A 21,350-nucleotide genomic window follows, 5' to 3' on the forward strand; every position below is an offset into this window, starting at 1 on the left:
CTTTTTCCGAAACCCCGGGCCAGCCTTCACTGTTGAAAATGCAAAAAGAATGCCACTTTCGCATTGTTTTCCTGTTTCCGCTTTTCATGCAGAAATGGCGAAAAGAGCGGGGCTTAAAAAAATAAACTTCCGTTTACCAGTTTGCTACTTTTTGCACGAATATGCAAATTATTGCATGCTGATTTTTGCAAGCCGGTATTTTTCCAATTTATAGTACAGGCTTCTTAGTGAAATGCCAAGCTGTTTGGCCGTATTCGTTTTGTTCCCGGCATTTTCTTCGAGCGCTTTTTGGATCAGCTGCTTTTCAAAAGCGGACAGCATTTCATCGAGGTTGCCTTTTTCGGGTACCCCGTCCGCTTCTTGCTTTTCCGCGCGTTTCCCCGGGGATAAACCAAGCCCGTCAAGATGGTCCGCATCAATCGATTTTTCATGGAAACCCATAAAAATGATGGCCCGCCCGAGCACATTTTCCAATTCACGGACGTTTCCCGGCCAGTCGTAGCGGTACAGAATGGAAAGCGCTCTGCTTGTGATGCCTTCTACATTCCGGCCGTAATCCTGATTGATTTTTTGGATGAGACGCCTGGCCAGTAACGGAATCTCCTGTTTTCTCGCCCTGAGCGGCGGAATCCGATTGGCATGCGGTCGAGCCGGTAATATAAGTCTTCCCGGAAATTTCCTTCTGCAACAGCTTTTTCAAGGTCGGCATGCGTGGCACAAATAATCCGGACATCCACCGGTACCGGCTTTGTGCCGCCGACTTTCACAATCTCTTTTTCCTGCAGGACGCGCAAAAGTTTTGCCTGCATATGGGCGCTCAGTTCACCGATTTCGTCCAAAAACAGGCTGCCATGGTCGGCTTCTTCAAACAACCCCTTTTTGCCGCCTTTTTTCGCGCCTGAAAAAGCGCCTTCCTCATAGCCGAACAGCTCGCTTTCAAGCAGCGACTCGGCAATGGCCGCACAGTTGACACGGACAAATTTATGGTTTTTCCGGCTGGATGCCTGGTGGATGGCATGCGCAAACAGCTCTTTACCGGTGCCGGATTCGCCGCGCAGCAAAATCGTCACAGGTGTCTGTGCCGCCAGTTTGGCCTGTTCCACGGCGATATCCATTTCATCGGAAGCATGGATAATGTCCTCAAATGTATATTTTGCCGTGGCAGCCTGCATCATTTGCCTTCTCGCCCGGCGCAATTCCGTTGTTAATGTCTCGATTTCAGAGACGTCATGAATCACGCCGACGCTTCCCTTTAGCATGCCGTTGACGATGACCGGCGCAACATTGACAATCACTTCTTTTTTTAACGGACCGACCCGCATTTTCACGCCGCGTACCGGTTTTTTCGTTTGCAGCACTTTAAAATGCATGCTTTCGCCTTCGGAAATATCCGCTGTTGCCGGTTTGCCGATGACTTCCTCTTCGCTTAACCCGGTGATTCTTGTATAAGCCGGATTGATGAGGATGCCGCGCCCTTTTTCATCGACAACGGAAATCGCATCATCGCTTGAATGGATAATGGCCTGCAGCATCATCTTGATTTCTTTTAAATTCGTAATCTCCTCAGCCTGTTTCACAGCTTCCGTAATATCCCGGAAAACGGAAATGGCCCCGGCGACTTTCCCGCCATCAAACATCGGAATGTGGGAGGCGAGTATTTTGACCCCGTTTTGCAGTTCAATTTCCACGTTTGTTTCCCTTTTCTTTGTTTCAAGGACATGGGCAAGCCGGCTTTTCGGGATCACGCTTGAGATCGGCTTGCCAAGCACTTCCCGGGCCGAAACGCCGTTGATCTTTTCCGCGGCCCTGTTCATAAAAATGATCCGGCCGTTTTTGTCAATCACCGTCATGCCTTCTGCCGTCGACTGAAGGATGAGCGCATGTTTTTTTGTTTCGCTTTCCAACTTCCGGATTAAGGCTTCTTTTTCCTCCAGCAATTTCGCAATCAAATAGGCGACACTGCCGGGGATGACAATCCGGCCCGTGCAATCGGCAGCGATTTCACGAAAAACTTGCTCATCCCCGGTTACCTCAATGATAATATCGACATCGGGACCTGAAAAAACGCGCCAGTTGTTTCCGGTCTTTACGCCCATGTTTTTGGCAAGCCGGATCCCCTCCGCCTGCGGATTGATATCAACGATGCCGGCCACACGGAACCGTGCGCTCTCGGACAATATTTTTAAAATCGCTTTTCCGCCTTTCCCCCCGCCAACGATTAAAACATTTTGCATCGCTGCTCCCCCTTTTCGTGCTGGTCTCCGCTATTCTATTTTATTTGAAAGGGCTTACATTTACAATGGGCTGCATTGCCTGCGTCCAATCCCGGGTGTTATAATGATGGAAACGGTTTAAAGGGGGGCCGGGATGGGCAGGTTGGTGGCACTTTTTGTATTGGCGGTGCCGGTCATCGCCGCTGCTTATGGGATCAAATGGATGCGGGATATGGTTTTCGGGATTCCGGACCGCCCGTTTTCTTCGCTGACGCTCCAGTTTCTGACCGGGCTTTTGCTCTCTGCCGGCGGCATTGCCTTTACCGCCGGATTTATCCTGCACCGGGACAGAAAGCACCAAAAGGTACAGAAACGTTTCAGCAAACCATCAAAATAAAGCATCCGGCTATTGCCCGGATGCTTTTTCCCGTTCTGCTTTTCTTTCCTGTACCGCCATTTCCGGGAAATCCGTGATGATTGCCGTGCAACCGATTTTAAACAGCCTTCTCATATCTTTCGCTTTATTCACTGTGTACGGCCTGACTGCAACACCGTGGTTCATGGCGGCACGGATGATCCATTCGGCCGTTGTCAAAAGGCGCGGATGGATCGCTTTTGCTCGGATCGATTTCGCGTAGACCCACGGCATAAACATCACTTCCGAATACAGCGGGGCAATCTCCACTTCGGGTGCCAGACGGTAGCATTGAATGATGGAATAGTGGTTAAAGGAAGAAAAAATGACCCTTTCTTCCAAATGGTATGCCCGGATTAACGAAACGGCTTTTTCCTCGATCAGCGGATAATCCACTTTTGCCGTCTTCAGTTCAATATTGCAGAGAAGCTGGTTTTGGGCGAGCCATTCAAAGACTTCTTCAAGTGCCGGGATGCTTAGCGGTTTGCCGGTTTCGAACCGGTCAATCACATCAAGCGACCGTAATTGAGCAAATGTTAAATCTTTCACATACCCTTTGCCTTCTGTCGTACGGTTGACCGTTTCATCATGAATGACGACCAGTTCGCCGTCTTTTGACAACTGAATATCCAGTTCAATCCCGTCCGCTCCGGCCTTTTCCGCTTCGAAAAAAGCTTCCATTGTGTTTTCCGGACGTGTGCCTGCCGATCCCCGGTGGGCAAAAATAAGCGTCACTTGATACACACCCTTTATTTATTTCGTTCATCATTATATATTCCCCGAACAAGAAAAGCGTAACCTTTTACGCACGGAATCCGGCCGGTACAACTCACTGCACCGGCCCCTTTCCCTTTCAGGAAGCTTTGTGTTCGAGGCGGAGTTTATCAGCGACCATGGCAATGAACTCGGAGTTTGTCGGCTTTGCTTTGGTCATGGAAACCGTATAACCGAATAGGGTGGAAATGGATTCGATATTTCCCCTGCTCCATGCCACTTCTATCGCATGGCGGATGGCGCGCTCAACACGGCTGGCAGTGGTATTGTATTTCTTTGCAATTTCGGGGTATAACACTTTTGTAATCGAGCCAAGCAATTCAATATCATTGTACACCATTGCAATCGCTTCGCGTAAATACATATAGCCTTTAATATGGGCCGGCACGCCGATTTCATGGATAATGCTCGTAATGCTTGCATCGAGATTGACAGGCTTCGATTCCGGTTTGGAAGCTGCCATGCCGGGTGATGATTTCAGGACGGAGCCTTTTTTGCTTGTCTGTCGGATTTGTGAAACAAGCATGTCCATATCAAACGGTTTCAGCACAAAATAGGATGCGCCCAGTTCCACCGCTTTTTTCGTTACATCTTCCTGGCCGAAAGCCGTCAGCATGATGACGTTCGGCATCCGGGAATAAGCCGATTCTTTTAGTTTCTCGAGCACGCCGAGACCGTCCAGATGCGGCATAATAATATCCAGCAGCAAAATGTCCGGGTCCGCCTCTTTTAACTGTTCAAGGCATTCCGTCCCGCTGTATGCCGTTCCGCAAATTTCCATGTCTTCCTGCTGGGATATATAATCTTCTAATAAACGAACAAGTTCACGGTTGTCATCAACAATAAACACTCTGATTTTTTTCACTGCCACTGTCCTCCTCAAAAAAATAGCCGTATCTCTGTACAAGAATATGTTTCGACAATGGCGGAAAATTTCCTGCTTTTTTATTCATTATTTTTTGTTGAAAACCGGGACGCTGGAAAATCGCCCGGACAAAACGTCCGCACGCATTAATAATAGATAAGTGCATCATTCTTTAAAAGCGGAAGGGGACTTGCCCCCTCCGTAAATGCCTGCTTCATGGAGCATCCATTCGATATGGACGCCATAGCCGGATGTCGGGTCGTTGACAAACACATGTGTCACGGCACCGACAAGCCGCCCGTTTTGAATGATCGGGCTCCCGCTCATTCCCTGAACAATGCCGCCCGTTTTTTTCAGCAATTCCGGGTCGGTAATTTTGATGACCATTCCTTTTGTTGCCGGAAATTTTTGCGGAATGGTGCTGACAATTTTAATCGAATAGGCTTCCACTTTTTTCCCGTCGACAACCGTTAAAATTTTTGCCGGCCCTGTCTTTACCTGGTCTGACAGTGCAATCGGCATCGGTTTTGCATATGTGCTGTCTTTTGCACCCGGATCCAGCTGTCCAAAAATGCCGAATGGGCTGTTTTTCGTTATATTCCCGATCCGGCCTTCTTCGGTAAAACGCGCCAATTTTTCCCCTGGGCTCCCGTTTTTGCCTTTTTCAATCGACGTCACGACCGAATTGACAATCCTGCCCTTTTCGACGACGATCGGTTTTTTTGTGTCCATATCGGATATGACATGCCCGAGGGCGCCATATTTTTTCGTTTTCGGATCAATAAACGTCATCGTGCCGATTCCAGCGGCCGAATCTCGTATATAAAGCCCGAGTTTATACGACTGCCCGCTTTTATCTTTTAACGGCTTTATCGTTTTCCGGATGGTTTGTCCATCCCTTTTAATGACGGCATCCAGCGGTTTTCCTTCTTCCCCTGCCTGCTGGACAATTGGGGCAATATCGGACATATTTTCGATTTTTTTCCCGTTCATTTCAAGGATCATGTCCCCAACTTCAATTCCGGCCTGTTCACCGGGAGAAAACTTCCCTTTGTCCGTCTGCACAAGATGATGGCCGACGATAAGGACGCCGAGCGTATTCAGCTTGACGCCGATCGACTGCCCGCCGGGGATCATCTTAATATTTGGATGCACTTCTACTTCCGTTTTTTTGACCGGGATGCCCGCCAGTTTAAGAAACATTTCTTCCTTGCCGGCTGACTTCCCTTTTATGGAAACCGTATGTTGATGCGCATGAATTTCCGCACTGTTTCCGCTTGCCATTACAGCGGCAGCAGAAGTTTTATGAAATTCGATTTGCTGGCCTTCCAGTAAGCGAACTTGCTTCGGAAAGTGAAGATATTGTTGAAAAGGCTGCGAAAAAACGCATAATAAAAGTGAAACAAGGAGAAATCCGCCTGTCAGCTTCCTTATTTTTTCAAAGTTCAAACATTCCACTCTCCTCGCTTCCGGTTCACCCTGTTGTTTAGCCTTTGTTTGTTTTGGCTATGATTTTAATTTAGCCTTGAAGCGTTTTAAATATAACAGCGCCTGCGGGAAAAATGCTGCCCAATCTGGATAGAAAGGGTCCGGCTCCACCATTTTTCCAAATAGGCGGACCGGACCCTTATTTTATCGCTTCGGCCAGTTCGAGCAGCTCTTTCGCATGCTGTCTTGTCAACTCTGTCATTTCAACGCCTGAAATCATACGGCCGATTTCTTTAATTTTTTCTTCCTGACCTAAAGGCTTGACTTTTGTCCGCGTTCTCTCCTTTTCAGTCTCTTTCATGATCAACAGATGTGTATCCGCCATGGCGGCAACCTGCGGCAGATGGGTAATGCAGAGGACTTGCGAATGGACCGAAATGCGGTAAATTTTCTCCGCAATCGCCTGCGCAACGCGGCCGCTTACGCCGGTATCCACTTCGTCGAAAATGACGGAAGTGATCCCCTGGTGCCGGGAAAATATCGTTTTTAATGCCAGCATAATCCGCGACAATTCTCCGCCCGAAGCGGTTTTTGCGAGCGGTTTTAGCGGTTCGCCCGGATTGGTGGAAATGTAAAATTCAACCTGGTCGAGCCCGTCGCGCCGGAACGGAATGTCATCCGCCTCATAATAATCATCAGCAGCGGCAAGAAAACGGACTTCAAACTTTGTTTTATCCATATACAGCTGCTTTAATTCGGAATGGATATTTTTAGTCAGCTTTTCCGCCCATTTTTTGCGTAAATCGCTGAGCTGCTTGGCTTCCAAATACAGATCGCGTTTTACCGTTTGCAGTTCTTTTTCTAGAAGCTCCACATGATGGTCACGGTTTACGATCGATTCGATTTCTTCTTCAATTTTGGACCCGTATTCCAGAATTTCTTCGATCGAGCTACCATATTTTCGTTTTAACTGGTTGATCTCATTCAGCCGCGCTTCAATTACGTTAAGCCGTTCCGGGTCAAATTCAAGTCCGTCAAGCCGGGAACGGATTGAGCGGGACATGTCTTCGAGCGTATAAAAACAACTTTGGACGGATTCCAAAATGTCAGAGAGCTCGCCATCCACTTCAGCCGCGGTTTCAAGATGGCTCATGGCAAGGCTGAGCCAGTCGAGGCCATGCTGTTCCCCGGCAAGCGCTTCATACCCCGTATTCAATGATTCAAACAGCCGTTCAAAATTGACGAGTTTTCGTTTTTCTTCCGCTAATTCCTCGTCTTCATGCAGCCTCAGTCCGGCGTTTTGGATTTCCTCATGCTGGAATTGGATGAGGTCAAGGCGCTGGGCGAGCTGCTGGTCGTTTTCATTCATTCTTTTTAACCGCCCGTAAACGGCTTCGTATTTTTTATACAATTTTTCGTAATCAAGGAGAGCCGTTTCAATCTCACTTTGCCCGTACTGGTCAAGCAGTGGCAGATGGTACGTTTCGTTCAGCAGTTCCTGCGTTTCGTGCTGGCTGTGGATATCAATTAAAGTCGACCCGATTTCGCGCAGCACCGAAATCGTCACAAGTTTTCCGTTGATGCGGCAAACGCTTTTCCCTGTTTTCGATATATCGCGCCGCAAAATGACCATGCCTTCCTCAATCTCAATGCCGAATTCGCGGGCGCGATCCATGCACGGATGACCGTCCTCGACCAGAAATAAGCCCTCAATCTCAGCACGGTTTTCCCCGTGCCGGACGAACTCCGATGACCCTCTCCCGCCTGTTAGAAGCTGGATGGCATCGATAATAATCGATTTGCCGGCACCGGTCTCCCCTGTCAGGACGGTCAGCCCGGCTTCAAATGAAAGCGTTAATGCATCAATAATGGCAAAATTTTTAATCGATAATTCCTGCAGCAATCAAACATCACCACTTTCTACAGCAAGTCCAAAAACCGTTGCGAAACCGTTTCGGTCTCATCCTGGTTTTTGCAAATGATCAGGCATGTATCATCTCCGCACAAGGAGCCGATAATTTCTTCCCAATCCAAAATATCAATCAAAGCGCCGATTGCATGCGCGTTACCGGGCAATGTTTTCAATACGATCAGGTGCCCGGCTGTATCAATGCTGACAAATGCATCTGTCAGCGCCCGTTTCAGTTTCTGCATCGGGTTGAAGCGCTGGTCGGCAGGCAAGCTGTATTTGTACCTGCCGTTATTGAGCGGCACTTTGACAAGATGAAGTTCTTTTATATCCCTTGAAATGGTGGCCTGCGTCACATTAAAGCCGGCATTGCGCAAATGCTCGACAAGCTCGTCCTGTGTTTCGATATCATAATTGGTAATCATTTCCCTGATTTTGATCAAGCGCTGTCCTTTATTCATATCCTCACCTCAAGGATGCTCTTTTGTAAATATGCATCTACTTGTATGTTAGCGCATTTACGGGCAAATGTACAAGCAGCTTTTTTCCGTAAACGGGCTTTTTTTCGGGTGCGAAACGCCCTTATACAAAGCAGCCTACCGGTTATCCAATAGGCTGCCAAATCTTTGTCTATCCCTTCCTGAGCGTGGCATGGGCTTCTTCCACCACGTCATTTACGGTTACGCGCAACCAGTTGGCGCCGCCTTCTGTTTCGCTGGCGGGCTTTACGAGGTGGATTAAAAATTCAATATTTCCTTCCCCGCCTGTAATCGGCGAGAAGGAGAGGTTTTCCACCGAAAAGTTTTCACGCAAGGCAAGCTGGATGATTTTTTCGATCACTTCGCGATGGACATTTTTATCTTTTACAATCCCCTTTTTGCCCACCTGCTCGCGCCCCGCTTCAAACTGCGGCTTAATCAGGGCGACCACATCGCTTAAAGGTGCAAGGAGCGTTTTTAATACCGGGAGGATCAAGGACAGGGAAATAAAGGACACGTCAATCGAGGCAAATTCCGGAATGCCCTTTGTGAAATCCTGCGGGGTAACATAGCGGAAATTTGTCCTTTCCATAACAACAACCCGCTCGTCCTGGCGCAGCTTCCATGCAAGCTGGTTATAACCGACATCGAGGGCATAAGACATTTTGGCACCGTGCTGGAGGGCACAGTCGGTAAATCCACCGGTCGAAGCGCCAATATCGAGAACAATTTTGTCTTTTACATTAAGTCCAAATACTTTCAACGCTTTTTCCAGTTTCAGTCCGCCCCGGGAAACGTACGGAAGGGGATCCCCTTTTACGATGAGCGGGGCATCAGCAGCAATTTTTTCACCCGGTTTATCAAGGCGGGTCTCATTTGAAAAGACAAGCCCCGCCATGACCGCCCTTTTTGCTTTTTCTCTTGTTTCGATTAATCCGCGTTCTACGAGGAGAACGTCCACCCGTTCTTTTTTCATTTAAAATGAAGCCTTTCTTTGCTGTTTTTGAGGCAATATCTGCCGGACTTCCCGGATCAGCCGGTCCTTTGTCAGCCCGATTTCCTGCCATAATTCTTTTACGCTGCCGTGCTCGACAAAGCGGTCGGGAATGCCAATACGGCGAATGATCCGATCAGAGAAGCCACGATCACCCGCAAATTCCAACACTGCGCTGCCAAACCCGCCTGCAAGCACGGCCTCTTCCACGGTTAATACCGGCATTCCGGTGCGGAAAACGGCTTCGAGCATTGCTTCATCAAGCGGTTTGATAAAGCGCGCATTGACCACTTTAACCGATATCCCTTGCTTTTGCAAAAATTTCGCTGCTTCCATGGCCATCGGAATCGTCGTCCCAAAGGTAAGGATGCACACGTCATTTCCTTCTTTCAAGACTTCCCAGGTGCCAAGCGGGATTTCTTTTAATTCTTCATCAAGCGCTACGCCGAGGCCATTGCCGCGCGGAAACCGCATCGCGATCGGCCCGCCGTCATATTTTAAAGCCGTGTATACCATATGCTGGCCTTCATTTTCGTCTTTTGGCATCATTAACACCATATTGGGCAGGCTGCGTAAAAAAGCAATATCAAATACGCCCTGATGGGTTTCGCCGTCCGCGCCGACAAGGCCCGCCCTGTCGATCCCGATGAAAACATTTAAGTTTTGCCGGCAAATGTCGTGGACAACCTGGTCATACGCCCGCTGCAGGAATGTCGAATAAATGGCCAAAAACGGTTTCATGCCCTGGGTGGCAAGCCCTGCAGCAAAAGTGGCGGCATGCTGCTCGGCAATCCCGACATCATATACCCTTTCCGGAAGCTCCTGCTGGAACCGTTCCAGCTTCGAACCAACTGTCATTGCCGGCGTAATCGCGACAATGCGCGCATCTTCCTTTGCAAGGCTGAGGACGGTATCGCTAACAAGTTTGCTCCAGGCAGGAGGGGCATCCGCCGGTTTGATAAAATCGCCGGTTTCAATTTTATACTGCCCGGTGCCGTGCCAGGCGCCTTTCGTATCGTTTTCGGCCGGTTCATATCCTTTTCCTTTTTTGGTAACGACATGCAAAAGAACAGGGCCTTTCGTCTTTTTGGCATACTGAATATTTTCGAGCAATGCATCAAAATGATGGCCGTCAACAGGGCCTAAATAAGTGAAACCGAGTTCTTCAAAAAAAATCCCGGAGACAAGCAAATATTTCAATGAGTCTTTCAGCCGTTCTGCAGTGGCCGCAAGCTTTCCGCCGACAGCCGGAATTTTTTTCAGCAGGAATTCCAGTTCATCTTTTGCGCGCCGGTATTTATTCGCCGTTCGCAGTTTGCCGAGCACCTGGTGAAGCGCGCCGACGTTCGGGGCAATCGACATCTCATTGTCATTCAGCACAACGATGATATCCCGTTTTTCATGGCCGATATGGTTGAGCGCTTCAAATGCCATGCCGCCGGTCAGCGCGCCGTCTCCGATCACCGGGACAATATACGATTTTTCTCCTTTTAAATCGCGGGCGACCGCCATGCCCATCGCGGCGGACAAGGAAGTGGAACTGTGCCCGGTTTCCCAGACATCATGAATGCTTTCATTCCGTTTCGGAAACCCTGAAAGCCCGTGGTATTGGCGCAGTGAGCCGAACTCTCCAGCCCGGCCGGTTAAAATTTTATGCACATATGACTGGTGTCCCACGTCCCAAAGAATTTTATCATTCGGGCTGTCAAAGCATTTATGCAGGGCAAGCGTCAATTCCACGACACCAAGATTCGGCCCGATATGCCCGCCGGTCTTCGACAATGTTTCAATCAAAAAGCGGCGGATTTCCGCGCTCAGTTGTTTCAAAGCGGGGATGTCCATTTGTTTCAAAAAGGACGGGTCCTTGATCGATTCAAGATCCAATGCGGATCACTCGCTTTCCTCATCAATATACGGCATCACTTACATCTATTATAAACAATCAACGCGTTTAGACAAGAAATACCTCATTTAAACAAACGCCGCCGGTTTTGCTGTTCCGGCCGTTCGGTTTGCGCCAAATGAACGGCCGTTAATGGTCCCGCGTTTCGATCATCCCCGTCAGTTCCATTAAGGCGCCGGTTTCAGCGAGGCACTGCTTTGCAAGGCGAGTATGGCGCCTGAGTTCTTGTTTGGCACCCTCAAGCGTTAAAAGAGCCGGATATGTACTTTTATGGCGGGATTCATCGCTGCCGACCCGCTTGCCGATTTTTTCCTGTTCCCCCTCGATATCCAATATGTCATCCCGGATTTGAAAAGCGAGGCCGAGATGATCGGCAAATTGCCCGAATTTTTCCAGCTGCTCTGTTGACGCGCCGCCAATCATCGCGCCGGCAAGCACGCTGAAACGAAGCAGTTTGCCGGTTTTGTGGGCATGGATATATTGTAGTTCCTCGAGGGTCAGTGTTTTATTTTCGCCTTCCATATCCGCCACCTGCCCGGCGACCATGCCTTCCGGACCCGCAGATTTTGCAAGGAGCGCAATCAGTTTTACCTTCAAAGCGTCATCCAACCCCGGATCTTCGGCAATCAGTCCGAAACTGTGCGTCAAAAGGCCGTCGCCGGCAAGAATCGCCACCGCTTCGCCAAATACTTTATGGTTGGTCGGCTTTCCTCTCCGCAAATCATCATCGTCCATTGCCGGGAGGTCATCATGGATCAGAGAATAAGTGTGGAGCATCTCGACTGCACACGCGGTCTGCATGCCCCGACCAGCCGGTTTACCGAGCGCGGATACGGTTGACAACAAAAGAAGGGGGCGGATCCTTTTCCCCCCGGCCTGGAGGGAATAATGCATCGCGTCTTTTAATACAGCAGGCGCACGAAGATCCGCGATATATTGTGCCAGGTGTTTTTCAATTTCTTTCACATCATACGCAGGCTTCTGCACGGTTATTCCTCCTCCCGGATCTCAAAATCCTGCTCTTCGCCATCCTCCGACATGATTTTTGCCAGCTGTTCCTCTACATTTTTCAGTTTTCCGTGGAGTAATTTGGACAGCTCCATTCCCTGTTTGTAAATGGAAATGGCTTCTTCGAGGGGCACATCCCCTTCTTCCAGTTTCCGCACAATGTCTTCCAGTTGCACCATCGCTTCTTCAAAAGTTAATGAATCAGCCATCTTTTTTCCCCCTTTCAATTTTATCTACCGTGCACAAAAGGCCGCCGTCCGTCAACCGGACCCGGATCGTTTCACCCGTTTTGGCCTGGCTTGTTTTTTTCAGGATCGTTCCGTCTTCCGCCATAGCCAGACTGTAGCCCCTTTCCATTACTTTCAACGGGCTCAGCGCTTCAAGGGCGGAAATATTTTTGGCAAAACGATGCTGCTTCTCCCGCAAGACCGCTTGCATTTGCTTCACGAGGTTTGCTTCAAGGCTCGTGAAATTCCGCCGCGCCTGCAGCAGTTTCTGTTCAGGACGGTTGCGCAAAAGCCGGCCGTGCAGATTGCGGGTTTGTTCCTCCGCTGTACCGATTAAGCGCCCCGCTTCCCTGTGCAGGCGATCTGTAAGGCGATCAGCCTGCTCGATTTGCTGGCGGATGAGCCGGTAAGGATTTGTCAAAACGGGCGACCGTTCAAGGTAAGCAAGCCGGCTTTTTTCATAGCGTACTTTCTCCCGCATGTTTCGTATAAGCCGCGTCTTTAAATGCAAGATTTTTTCCCGTACGTCATCAATATGGGGAACAGCAAGTTCAGCTGCAGCAGTCGGCGTCGGTGCCCGTAAGTCTGCCGCAAAATCGGCGATCGTAAAATCCGTCTCATGGCCGACAGCAGAAATCACCGGAATATTTGACGCAAAGATCGCCCGGGCCGTTATTTCTTCATTAAAAGCCCACAGCTCTTCGATGGAACCGCCGCCCCTTCCGACGATCAGCACATCCGCTTTGCCGATCCGGTTTGCCTGTTCAATTGCCTTTACAATCGAAGGGGCTGCATTTTCCCCTTGGACAAGGGCCGGATGTAAAATGATTTCAGCAACCGGATATCTTCTCCTGATGGTGGTGATGATATCGCGGACAGCAGCCCCTGTCGGCGATGTGATCACCCCGATCACTTTCGGATAAGCCGGGATGGGCCGGCGGTTTTGAAACAGGCCCTCTTTCTCCAGTTTTTCTTTTAGCTGTTCAAAAGCAAGATAAAGTGCGCCGATTCCGTCAGGCTGCATGCTTTTCACATACAGCTGGTAACTGCCGCCTGCTTCATAAACAGATACGGAACCCGTAACGAGCACTTTCATACCGTTTTCCGGCATAAACTTCAACGTCCGGTTTGCAGAAGCAAACATGACCGAAAGCAGTCTCGCTTTTTCATCTTTTAATGTAAAGTACATATGGCCGCTTGAATGCCGTTTGAAATTGGAAATTTCCCCTTTTACATGGATATCGTTTAAATAAGGGTCCGCGTCAAATTTCCGTTTGATATATTTTGTCAGCGTGTGTACGGATAAATATTGCATCGCTTTCCACCACCTTTCTCATGCATGAAGAAAGCTGCCTTCCCGCCGGAAGTCAGCTTTCTTTTAATGCCGCCCGCTCCCAGCACAAATGTCTCCCGGCACACTTCCGGACGATAAGCGGTTTTCCGGAAAAATGCCGTGACGGCAGGGCAGCCTGTTTAACGGTACAAGCGTTTTGCGGCTTTTACTGTATTGGAAAGCAGCATGGTAATCGTCATTGGCCCTACGCCGCCCGGGACAGGGGTAATATAGGAAGCTTTCTCCTTTACTTCATCAAAGTCAACATCCCCGCACAGCTTCCCGGACGCGTCACGGTTCATCCCGACATCAATGACGGCAGCACCCGCTTTGACAAAATCCGCTTTGATGAATTTTGCTTTGCCGACAGCACTGACCAAAATATCCGCCTGGCGGGTGAAAGATTTTAAATCGGCCGTTTTCGAATGGCAGTATGTGACGGTCGCATTTTCATTGAGGAACAGCTGGCCGCATGGTTTGCCGACAATATTGCTGCGGCCGATTACGACAACATGCTTCCCTTCGATCCGGATGCCCTTTGACTTCACCATTTTTAAAATTCCGTGGGGGGTGCAGGGTAAAAAGGTATCCTGGCCCGTCATCATCCTCCCGATATTTATCGGATGGAAACCGTCCACATCTTTCTCCGGGCTGATCGCTTCCACGATTTTTTGCGCATTGATATGCGGCGGCAAAGGAAGCTGGACGAGAATCCCGTGAATGTCAGGATCTTCATTTAAGGTTGCGATATGTCCGAGCAGTGCCTGTTCCGACACGTCTTCGGGAAGCTCGATTAAAACGGATTTCATTCCGAGCGCGCGGCACGCTTTTTCTTTGTTTTTGACGTATGTACGTGAAGCCGGATCGTTTCCGACTAATATGACAGCAAGCCCCGGGATAATCCCCTGTTGCGTTAACTGCTCCGCTTCCGCCTTTATCTCTTTTCTGAGTGCTTCGGCCAGTTGTTTTCCGTCAATGATTTCCGCTCCCATTATCCATCCCCCGTTATTTAGATTCAATCGAGTCTTTCATTTGATTCAAAACGCCATTAATAAATTTGGCAGATTTTTCATCTGCAAACCGTTTGGCAATCTCGAGTGCTTCGTTGATCGCCACATTGGCGGGCACATCCTCTGCGTACATCAGTTCGTAAGCGGCAAGGCGCAAAATATTGAGTTCCACTTTTGCAAGCCTGTCAAGCGTCCAATTTTCAAGATGCTGGCTGATCATGGCGTCGATTTCCGCGAGATGTGTTGCCGTTCCGTTTACCAATTTCTCAAGATAATCATCACTTTCCTGCCCGTCCAGCGCATTCCGGATCGCATCTTCCGGGCTCGCTTCATTCATATCCATCTGGAATAAAGCCTGAAGCGCTTTTTCGCGGGCGGTTCTTCTTTTCATCATTCGGCAGTAACTCCTTTAAAAAGCTCAAATTCGCATGCTTTTATTGTAACAGAAAGGTGGGACCAAAAAAAGGCCAGGACGCTTTGCCCGGACCCTTTTTCTCTTACTCTTCCGCCTGAAATTCAGGCTCCGCTTTCTGCGTATCAAATTGAATGCCGACAATATGAATATTCACTTCCGACGCTTCCAGGGCAGTCATATTGAGCAAAGCCTGGCGGATATTATCCTGGACTTCCTGGGCAACTGCCGGAATGGAAACGCCAAAATTCATGGTGCAATAGACATCGACTTTAATGCCATCATCACTCAGTTCCACTTTTACGCCTTTCCCGTGGTTTTTCCTGCCAAGGCGCTCCACGACGCCGCTTGCGAAATTGCCACGCATTTGGGCAACCCCTTCGACTTCGGAAGCGGCAATGCCCGCAATCACTTCAATCACTTCAGGAGCAATTTCCACTTTTCCCAAGCCGTCTTCATCATGATGCATTTCCAACATTTGGTTGTCTTCTGCCATCTTCAACACCTCCTATAATTACACGTTATTTCATTACATCATATTTTTCAAGGAATTTCGTGTTGAAATCCCCTTCGACAAAAACTTCATGTTCGAGGAGGCGCTGATGGAACGGAATCGTCGTGTGGACGCCTTCCACGGCATATTCGCTGAGCGCGCGTCTCATGCGAGCAATCGCCTCATCGCGCGTCGCTCCGTAGGCAATGAGCTTGGCAATCATGGAATCATAATACGGCGGAATGCTGTAACCCGGATATACGGCCGATTCCACGCGGATGCCGATCCCGCCCGGCGGCAGGTAAAAGTTAATTTTGCCCGCAGACGGCATAAAATTCTTTTCCGGATTTTCGGCATTGATCCGGCATTCGATTGCCCAGCCGTTCCATGTGACTTCATCCTGCTTTAAGGATAACGGTTCCCCGGATGCCACAAGGATCTGTTCTTTGACAAGATCCACGCCAGTGACCATTTCTGTAACCGGGTGTTCCACCTGGATGCGGGTATTCATTTCCATAAAGTAAAACTTCTGGTTGCGGTGGTCAAAAATAAACTCGATGGTGCCGGCCCCCGTATAGTCAACCGCTTTTGCCGCTTTCACGGCAGCCTGCCCCATTTCTTCGCGCATTTCGCTCGATAGTGCCGGGGACGGGGATTCTTCAAGCAGTTTTTGCAGCCGCCGCTGGATGGTGCAATCCCGTTCGCCCAGGTGGATCACATTGCCGAATTTATCAGCCATGACCTGGATTTCAACATGGCGGAAGTCTTCAATGTATTTTTCAAGATAAACACCCGGGTTGCCGAAAGCAGTCGCGGCTTCCTGCTGGGTGATGTGGATGCCTTTTACAAGCTCTTCTTCATTCAAAGCTACGCGGATCCCTTTGCCACCGCCGCCGGCCGTTGCCTTAATAATCACCGGATAGCCGATTTTTTTTGCGACGACTTTTGCTTCTTCTGCGTCTTTTACAAGCCCGTCCGAACCCGGGACAATCGGCACGCCCGCTTTTTTCATCGTTTCGCGCGCCACATCTTTTGCGCCCATTTTCGCAATGGCTTCCGGGCTTGGCCCGATAAACTCAATATTGCATTCTCGGCAAAGCTCGGCAAAATCGGCATTTTCAGCAAGAAATCCGTAACCGGGATGGATCGCGTCACAGCCTGTTAAAGTTGCTGCGCTGATGATGTTGGCAAAATTTAAATAACTGTCTTTCGATGCTTTCGGGCCGATGCAGTACGCTTCATCCGCAAGCTGGACATGCAGTGCATCTTTGTCCGCTTCCGAATAAACGGCCACGGCTTCAATCCCGAGGTCGCGGCAGGCACGGATAATCCGAACCGCAATTTCGCCGCGGTTTGCAATCAAAACTTTTTTAATCATGAAAGTCCGCTCCTTACTTTGTCTTTACCAAAAATAATGGCTGGCCGAATTCAACAAGCTGGCCGTCTTTGACGAGGATATCTACAATTTCCCCTTCCACTTCCGCTTCGATTTCGTTAAACAGCTTCATCGCTTCAATCATGCATACAACCGTATTCGGGCTGACTTTGGAGCCGATTTGCACATACGGTTCTTCTTCCGGGGAACCCGCCTGGTAAAAGGTGCCAACCATCGGCGACACGATTTTATGCAGATTTTCGTCGGCTGCTTGCGCCGGAGCTTCAGGCTGCGGGTTTTCTGCAAGCTGGCGGGGCTGCGCAGGCATTTGCGGGGGTGCGGAAACCTGAGCCACTTCACGCACCGGGCGTTCAATGACTTGGACGCCGGTGTTTTTCTTCATTTTGATGACGGTCCCGTCGTTTTCAAATTCAAATTCATCGAGGTTTGAACGGTCCACAAGCTCGATCAAAGCCTGGATTTCCTCTACTTTCAGCATATATGACACTCCTTCGTTTTTTCAGCTTCTAAAATTGTTAACAATTTATGAATAAATAACTATCCATATCATACGATAACCGGAGACAAAAATTCAATCATTTGTATAAAAAACGGATTCCCGGTACATTGCAAAAATGCCCTTCCCCGCTTGGCGCAAAAAGGAGGAAGCGTTTTACGGAAATTTAAAATCACGCGCAAATCTACTTTTCAATCATTTTCCAATCATTTTTTAAATATAGAAAAAAAGCCCGGCAAAAAAGCAATCTCCCTTGTTTTCCGCACAGAAAAAAGGGCTGTAACCGCCCCCTATTCTGGCTTTCCTTAATTTGTCTGGAATTCCACGGCCAGTTTTGGCGTATTGCCCAATTCCTGGTTCACAAGCTTGACGATTTCATTTGCAGCCGCTTTATCGTGCTTTTTCGATTTGACGGTCACGACCACTTCATCGCCGTCTGCCTGAACGAGCGCATCCTCATATCCTTTTGCTTTGATCAGGCTTTCTAAAACCTGTTCTTTATTCGCCGTCTCCGTTAATTTTTTCATTTCATCCATTGCCTTGCTTTTTTCATCCGGCGTCAGGTCGGTCGATGCGAGTTTATTGGTCAGTTCTTCCTGCTTTTTGCTCATTTCATCCTGCCGCTCAAGGCGGAGCGTCTCAAACACTTCATCACTGGCAGACTTTGTTGTCAATTTGATTTTTTGCGAACCGGAAGCCTTTTCCTTCGTTGCCGCCGATTCCTTTTCTTTCTCTTGCCGGGTAACCTGATTCGTCGTTTTTGGTTCCGCCGTCACATAGTACACGGACAAAACCACAACAAGGCTTAACATGGTCAACAGCCAGACCGTTTGTTTTTTCAAAAGCATACCCATTCCTCCTCATTCTTTTTTTGGCATGACGGAAACACGGTAACTTGCGATATCAAGGGCGCTTGCAACAGCTTCTTTTACCGATTTTTGGATGGAGACGTCGCCGCCGCCCTCGCAAACGACTAACACCCCTGTGATCTCCGGCTTCCTGGTTTCCGTTACAAGCGGCACTTCCTTGTCCCCGTTTTGGACGATGACGACTTTATCATCTTTTGAAATGCTGTCAATTTTCCGTTCCCCGCCGTTTTTATCTGTTTCGGTTGTCGTTTCATTCCGGATGGTGACGTTTTTTTCGTACACTTTGCTTTCTGATGTGGCCACATTCACTTGGACGTTTACGGAACCGACGCCCTTGATTTGTTCCAGAATGCTTTTCAGTTCTTTCTCATATTGGTTTTCGTACGTGGAGATCGATTTTGATTTTTTGGAAGTGCCTGCACCGAATGCGGCTGTCCCTTTTCCGCCTGCCGTTTTTACGGGTGAAGATGCAGTCAGCGCTTCGTTTTTTTCGCTTGAAGTCCCGAAAAGGTCGTTGATAAACATCATCCCGAGACCGGAGATCAATAGTACGGTTAACAACACAAGCTTTTTCTTTTTATCCGGCGGGCCGGATGGCAGCCATTTTTCTTTCAGTTTTTTGAACGGTCCCTGGTTACGATCCATTTTCGTTTTCAAGCCCCCCTTCGAAACGGAGATCAATTTTTTCTTTATTGATTTTCCAGCGGTTTGACAACATGGCAATGATCGATTGCTGCTCCCGTGTGCTTTGTTTTTCTGTTTGTTTATCCGTCCCGATTTCAACCGGTTTAATGGCAGCAACAGTCTCTTTTTCGTTTTGCGCTTCCAGATAGACGTGGATTTTTTTTACATTTGACGCTTTTAAAGCGGTAAGATCCCCGCTTTTGGCCCCGTCTTTCCACTCGACCGTGATTTTTGAAATCGATTTTCCAAACGCTTCCTCTACCTCCCCTTCCGCATCCTGCTTCAGTTGGACAGCCATTTGTTGTAATGTATATTCCTGCTGCATGTCATTTATTTCTTTTTTCTTCGTTTCAAGCGCATTTTCTTCCGCAGACGGGCTTGAAGTACCGGAATCCCCGAATTTTTCTATCCATATGGCAGGATCTGTGGAAAAGAGCCGGAATACGGGTGTGACGATGATGGCAATGAGCAAAAGCCCGGTCACAAGCTTTGTATATTTCCGCATCCCGGAGTCAGGCAGAAGCATGTCCGTTATGGTCGCCAAAAGGATAAAAATGGTGATATTCAGCACCCATTTTGTCAAAACGTCCACAGGTCTCCCCCCTTAACGCATCATCATCGTAAGATTGCCCGCCGTAACGATGATCGTAATGCTGAGAAAAAACATGATGGTCACAATCGCGAGGGCGGCAAATACGTACAGCATGTTTTTGCTGATGATATCAAGACAGCTGATGACCGGCCCCCCGCCGAGCGGCTGCAAAAGGGCGGAAGCGAGCTTGAACATGAACGACATGGCGAAAATTTTGATAGCCGGAAACGCCGCAATGAGCAGCACAATGGCGACACCTGCAATGCCGAGCGTATTTTTCAAAAGGACGGAAGCGCTGATCACCGTATCGGCGGCATCCGTCAGCATCCGCCCGACAACCGGGACAAAATTGCCGGTCACAAATTTTGCGGTCCTGACCGCAAGCCCATCCATCACCGCCGTTGCCGTCCCCTGAACGGACAAGACGCCTAAAAACACAGCCATAAAAGCGCCGAGTATGCCGATCCCGAGATTGCGCAACAGACCGGCCATCTGTGTTGCTTTGTGCTGTTCCGAGAGGGTGCTGACGACACCTAAGAGCGTTGAAAGCAGCAGAAGCGGCAGCACGATGATCTCGACCAGCATGCCGCTTGTGCCGGAGAGAAAAATAATGACCGGGTGAAAAAAGGCTGCCGATCCGGCACCGCCCGATGTGGAAAGCAGCGCCAGCAAGAGCGGCATCAGCGCCAGGATAAAACCTTTCATTGTCCGGATCGCCTCAAGCGCATATTGAAGGGCGACATGAAAACTGTTCAGGGCAATAATGACGAGCACCATGAAAACAACCGCATACGCAATTTTGCTGATCGTCCCTTGCTGGAACGAATGATGCAGGTTTTCCAGCAGGATGCTCAGAATCGTAAGAATGATGAGGGAGCCTAATAGTTTTGCATTGATCAGCAGCTCCTGAAAAATATACGAAAGCAGCCCTTTCAGCCAGGCTTGCAAAGAAAAATGCTTTTCGCCTTTCATAAAATCCATAAGGCTCCCTTTCTGGCTTTCCGGCAAGTATCCGCCGTATTTGCTGACAATTTCATCCCAGTAGTTTTTCAGTTCTGATAAGTCCAATTGATTCAGTTGTTCATCGACCATTTTTTCCGGAATGTTCTCCTGTTTATCCGTATTTTCCGAAGCGGCGGATGCCGGCTGTGCGAAGAAACAGAAGGCAAACAGAATGAAAAGCGCGATGCACATTTTTTTGCGCCCCATATTCTCAACTCCCTGCACGCGGAACGAGATTGACAATCGTTTCAATCAGCACGGTAAGAATGGGGATGGCCATTGTTAAAATTATGATTTTGCCGGCCAGCTCCACCTTTGCCGCAAGTGCCCCCTGCCCGGCATCTTTTGTAATATTGGATGCAAAATCGGCGATATAAGCGACGCCGATAATTTTCAGGATCGTTTCGATATACATCGTGTCGACATTCCCTTTTTGGGCAATTTTTTGCAGCAGGCGGATGATCTCATATATCTTGTCCACCAGAAATAGAAAGATAAAACAGCCGGCAAAAAGCGTCAGCAAAAAGGCAAAATTCGGTTTCTGCTCTTTTAATATGAGCGCAAGGAAAGTCGTGATGAGCGCCACACCCGCAATTTGCAAAATTTCAATGGGAAATCCCCCCTTTTTTCCCGGCTTACTGAAAAAGAAAGACCGTTTTGATTTTGGAAAACAAATCCCCTACGATGGATGCCACTAAAAACAAAATGTAAAGAAAACCGAGAAGCGTAACCCATTGCGCATATTCTTTTTTGCCAACCTGGTCAAGAATCGTGTGGAGAAATGCGACGACAATCCCGACCCCGGCAATTTTAAAAATGATATCCACATCAATGCCCATTGCTTTTCC

The 21,350-nt window shown here is 48.8% G+C and carries 22 protein-coding genes and 1 pseudogene; 1 reads left to right on the forward strand and 22 read right to left on the reverse strand.

The genetic code is table 11. The features are described 5' to 3' along the window. Positions 1-168: 168 nt before the first annotated feature. Positions 169-2,234, reverse strand: a pseudogene (locus tag NST70_RS08980) (sigma-54-dependent Fis family transcriptional regulator). Between the two features lie 133 nt (positions 2,235-2,367). Here NST70_RS08980 and NST70_RS08985 point away from each other — a divergent pair. Continuing rightward, complete coding sequence (locus tag NST70_RS08985) at positions 2,368-2,610, forward strand: DUF2627 domain-containing protein (protein ID WP_014098074.1); 243 nt, start codon at positions 2,368-2,370, stop codon at positions 2,608-2,610. Between the two features lie 9 nt (positions 2,611-2,619). On the opposite strand, the gene NST70_RS08990 is transcribed toward NST70_RS08985, so the two are convergent. The 21 genes from NST70_RS08990 to spoIIIAC form a co-directional block, all read right to left on the reverse strand. Continuing rightward, positions 2,620-3,363: a glycerophosphodiester phosphodiesterase gene (locus tag NST70_RS08990; protein WP_014098073.1), complete on the reverse strand. Its 744-nt coding sequence runs from the start codon at positions 3,361-3,363 to the stop codon at positions 2,620-2,622. A 118-nt stretch (positions 3,364-3,481) separates the two neighbouring features. Next, a complete protein-coding gene (spo0A, locus tag NST70_RS08995; protein ID WP_014098072.1) occupies positions 3,482-4,267 on the reverse strand; it encodes a sporulation transcription factor Spo0A in 786 nt (261 codons plus the stop codon). A gap of 165 nt (positions 4,268-4,432) precedes the next feature. Then, the gene (gene spoIVB / locus NST70_RS09000) at positions 4,433-5,716 is read right to left on the reverse strand and encodes a SpoIVB peptidase (protein WP_014098070.1); all 1,284 of its coding nucleotides are present in this window, start codon (positions 5,714-5,716) and stop codon (positions 4,433-4,435) included. Positions 5,717-5,894: 178 nt separating this feature from the next. Next, positions 5,895-7,598, reverse strand: a complete 1,704-nt coding sequence (gene recN / locus NST70_RS09005; RefSeq protein ID WP_014098069.1) for a DNA repair protein RecN — start codon at positions 7,596-7,598, stop codon at positions 5,895-5,897. Positions 7,599-7,615: 17 nt separating this feature from the next. Continuing rightward, positions 7,616-8,065 carry a transcriptional regulator ArgR gene (argR, locus tag NST70_RS09010; RefSeq protein WP_014098068.1) on the reverse strand — a complete coding sequence of 150 codons (450 nt, stop codon included), beginning with the start codon at positions 8,063-8,065 and terminating at the stop codon, positions 7,616-7,618. A gap of 169 nt (positions 8,066-8,234) precedes the next feature. Further along, positions 8,235-9,059, reverse strand: a complete 825-nt coding sequence (locus NST70_RS09015; RefSeq protein WP_342474867.1) for a TlyA family RNA methyltransferase — start codon at positions 9,057-9,059, stop codon at positions 8,235-8,237. After that, positions 9,060-10,961, reverse strand: a complete 1,902-nt coding sequence (dxs, locus tag NST70_RS09020; protein WP_014098066.1) for a 1-deoxy-D-xylulose-5-phosphate synthase — start codon at positions 10,959-10,961, stop codon at positions 9,060-9,062. A 148-nt stretch (positions 10,962-11,109) separates the two neighbouring features. Further along, positions 11,110-11,967, reverse strand: a complete 858-nt coding sequence (locus tag NST70_RS09025; RefSeq protein WP_328229883.1) for a farnesyl diphosphate synthase — start codon at positions 11,965-11,967, stop codon at positions 11,110-11,112. Between the two features lie 2 nt (positions 11,968-11,969). After that, complete coding sequence (locus tag NST70_RS09030; RefSeq protein ID WP_013859605.1) at positions 11,970-12,197, reverse strand: exodeoxyribonuclease VII small subunit; 228 nt, start codon at positions 12,195-12,197, stop codon at positions 11,970-11,972. After that, positions 12,190-13,530: an exodeoxyribonuclease VII large subunit gene (xseA, locus tag NST70_RS09035; RefSeq protein ID WP_014098064.1), complete on the reverse strand. Its 1,341-nt coding sequence runs from the start codon at positions 13,528-13,530 to the stop codon at positions 12,190-12,192. Before xseA ends, NST70_RS09030 begins: the two co-directional genes overlap by 8 nt. 158 nt (positions 13,531-13,688) lie before the next feature. Further along, complete coding sequence (folD, locus tag NST70_RS09040; RefSeq protein ID WP_014098063.1) at positions 13,689-14,540, reverse strand: bifunctional methylenetetrahydrofolate dehydrogenase/methenyltetrahydrofolate cyclohydrolase FolD; 852 nt, start codon at positions 14,538-14,540, stop codon at positions 13,689-13,691. Positions 14,541-14,553: 13 nt separating this feature from the next. Beyond that, entirely contained in the window at positions 14,554-14,949 is a 396-nt protein-coding gene (nusB, locus tag NST70_RS09045; protein WP_026104520.1) for a transcription antitermination factor NusB, read from the reverse strand. Between the two features lie 106 nt (positions 14,950-15,055). After that, positions 15,056-15,466 carry an Asp23/Gls24 family envelope stress response protein gene (locus NST70_RS09050; RefSeq protein WP_014098061.1) on the reverse strand — a complete coding sequence of 137 codons (411 nt, stop codon included), beginning with the start codon at positions 15,464-15,466 and terminating at the stop codon, positions 15,056-15,058. A gap of 25 nt (positions 15,467-15,491) precedes the next feature. Further along, complete coding sequence (gene accC / locus NST70_RS09055; protein WP_014098060.1) at positions 15,492-16,841, reverse strand: acetyl-CoA carboxylase biotin carboxylase subunit; 1,350 nt, start codon at positions 16,839-16,841, stop codon at positions 15,492-15,494. Positions 16,842-16,854: 13 nt separating this feature from the next. Next, entirely contained in the window at positions 16,855-17,337 is a 483-nt protein-coding gene (accB, locus tag NST70_RS09060) for an acetyl-CoA carboxylase biotin carboxyl carrier protein (RefSeq protein WP_014098059.1), read from the reverse strand. 323 nt (positions 17,338-17,660) lie between these two features. Then, positions 17,661-18,203 (reverse strand): SpoIIIAH-like family protein, encoded by a 543-nt coding sequence (locus tag NST70_RS09065; RefSeq protein WP_013859613.1) that lies wholly within the window; start codon positions 18,201-18,203, stop codon positions 17,661-17,663. 12 nt (positions 18,204-18,215) lie between these two features. Further along, complete coding sequence (gene spoIIIAG / locus NST70_RS09070) at positions 18,216-18,881, reverse strand: stage III sporulation protein AG (RefSeq protein WP_342474871.1); 666 nt, start codon at positions 18,879-18,881, stop codon at positions 18,216-18,218. Beyond that, the gene (gene spoIIIAF, locus NST70_RS09075; RefSeq protein ID WP_342474873.1) at positions 18,859-19,500 is read right to left on the reverse strand and encodes a stage III sporulation protein AF; all 642 of its coding nucleotides are present in this window, start codon (positions 19,498-19,500) and stop codon (positions 18,859-18,861) included. The genes spoIIIAG and spoIIIAF overlap by 23 nt, the downstream gene beginning before the upstream one ends. Before the next feature lie 12 nt (positions 19,501-19,512). Continuing rightward, positions 19,513-20,709, reverse strand: a complete 1,197-nt coding sequence (gene spoIIIAE / locus NST70_RS09080; protein WP_061565224.1) for a stage III sporulation protein AE — start codon at positions 20,707-20,709, stop codon at positions 19,513-19,515. Positions 20,710-20,713: 4 nt separating this feature from the next. After that, the gene (spoIIIAD, locus tag NST70_RS09085) at positions 20,714-21,103 is read right to left on the reverse strand and encodes a stage III sporulation protein AD (protein ID WP_014098055.1); all 390 of its coding nucleotides are present in this window, start codon (positions 21,101-21,103) and stop codon (positions 20,714-20,716) included. Positions 21,104-21,137: 34 nt separating this feature from the next. Beyond that, positions 21,138-21,341 (reverse strand): stage III sporulation protein AC, encoded by a 204-nt coding sequence (gene spoIIIAC / locus NST70_RS09090; protein ID WP_013859618.1) that lies wholly within the window; start codon positions 21,339-21,341, stop codon positions 21,138-21,140. Positions 21,342-21,350 lie beyond the last annotated feature (9 nt).

The sequence above is a fragment of the Weizmannia sp. FSL K6-0777 genome, from assembly GCF_038593185.1.
GTDB lineage: Bacteria > Bacillota > Bacilli > Bacillales > Bacillaceae_C > Weizmannia > Weizmannia faecalis.

Coding starts and splice junctions, on each gene's coding strand:
- NST70_RS09050 (WP_014098061.1), bottom strand. CDS start 15,466: ATGGCAGAAGACAACCAAATGTTGGAAATGCATCATGATGAAGACGGC.
- accC (WP_014098060.1), bottom strand. CDS start 16,841: ATGATTAAAAAAGTTTTGATTGCAAACCGCGGCGAAATTGCGGTTCGG.
- spoIIIAE (WP_061565224.1), bottom strand. CDS start 20,709: ATGGGGCGCAAAAAAATGTGCATCGCGCTTTTCATTCTGTTTGCCTTC.
- spoIIIAC (WP_013859618.1), bottom strand. CDS start 21,341: ATGGGCATTGATGTGGATATCATTTTTAAAATTGCCGGGGTCGGGATT.
- NST70_RS09015 (WP_342474867.1), bottom strand. CDS start 9,059: ATGAAAAAAGAACGGGTGGACGTTCTCCTCGTAGAACGCGGATTAATC.
- accB (WP_014098059.1), bottom strand. CDS start 17,337: ATGCTGAAAGTAGAGGAAATCCAGGCTTTGATCGAGCTTGTGGACCGT.
- NST70_RS09065 (WP_013859613.1), bottom strand. CDS start 18,203: ATGCTTTTGAAAAAACAAACGGTCTGGCTGTTGACCATGTTAAGCCTT.
- folD (WP_014098063.1), bottom strand. CDS start 14,540: ATGGGAGCGGAAATCATTGACGGAAAACAACTGGCCGAAGCACTCAGA.
- argR (WP_014098068.1), bottom strand. CDS start 8,065: ATGAATAAAGGACAGCGCTTGATCAAAATCAGGGAAATGATTACCAAT.
- xseA (WP_014098064.1), bottom strand. CDS start 13,530: ATGCAATATTTATCCGTACACACGCTGACAAAATATATCAAACGGAAA.
- NST70_RS08985 (WP_014098074.1), top strand. CDS start 2,368: ATGGGCAGGTTGGTGGCACTTTTTGTATTGGCGGTGCCGGTCATCGCC.
- nusB (WP_026104520.1), bottom strand. CDS start 14,949: ATGAAAAGAAGAACCGCCCGCGAAAAAGCGCTTCAGGCTTTATTCCAG.
- NST70_RS09030 (WP_013859605.1), bottom strand. CDS start 12,197: ATGGCTGATTCATTAACTTTTGAAGAAGCGATGGTGCAACTGGAAGAC.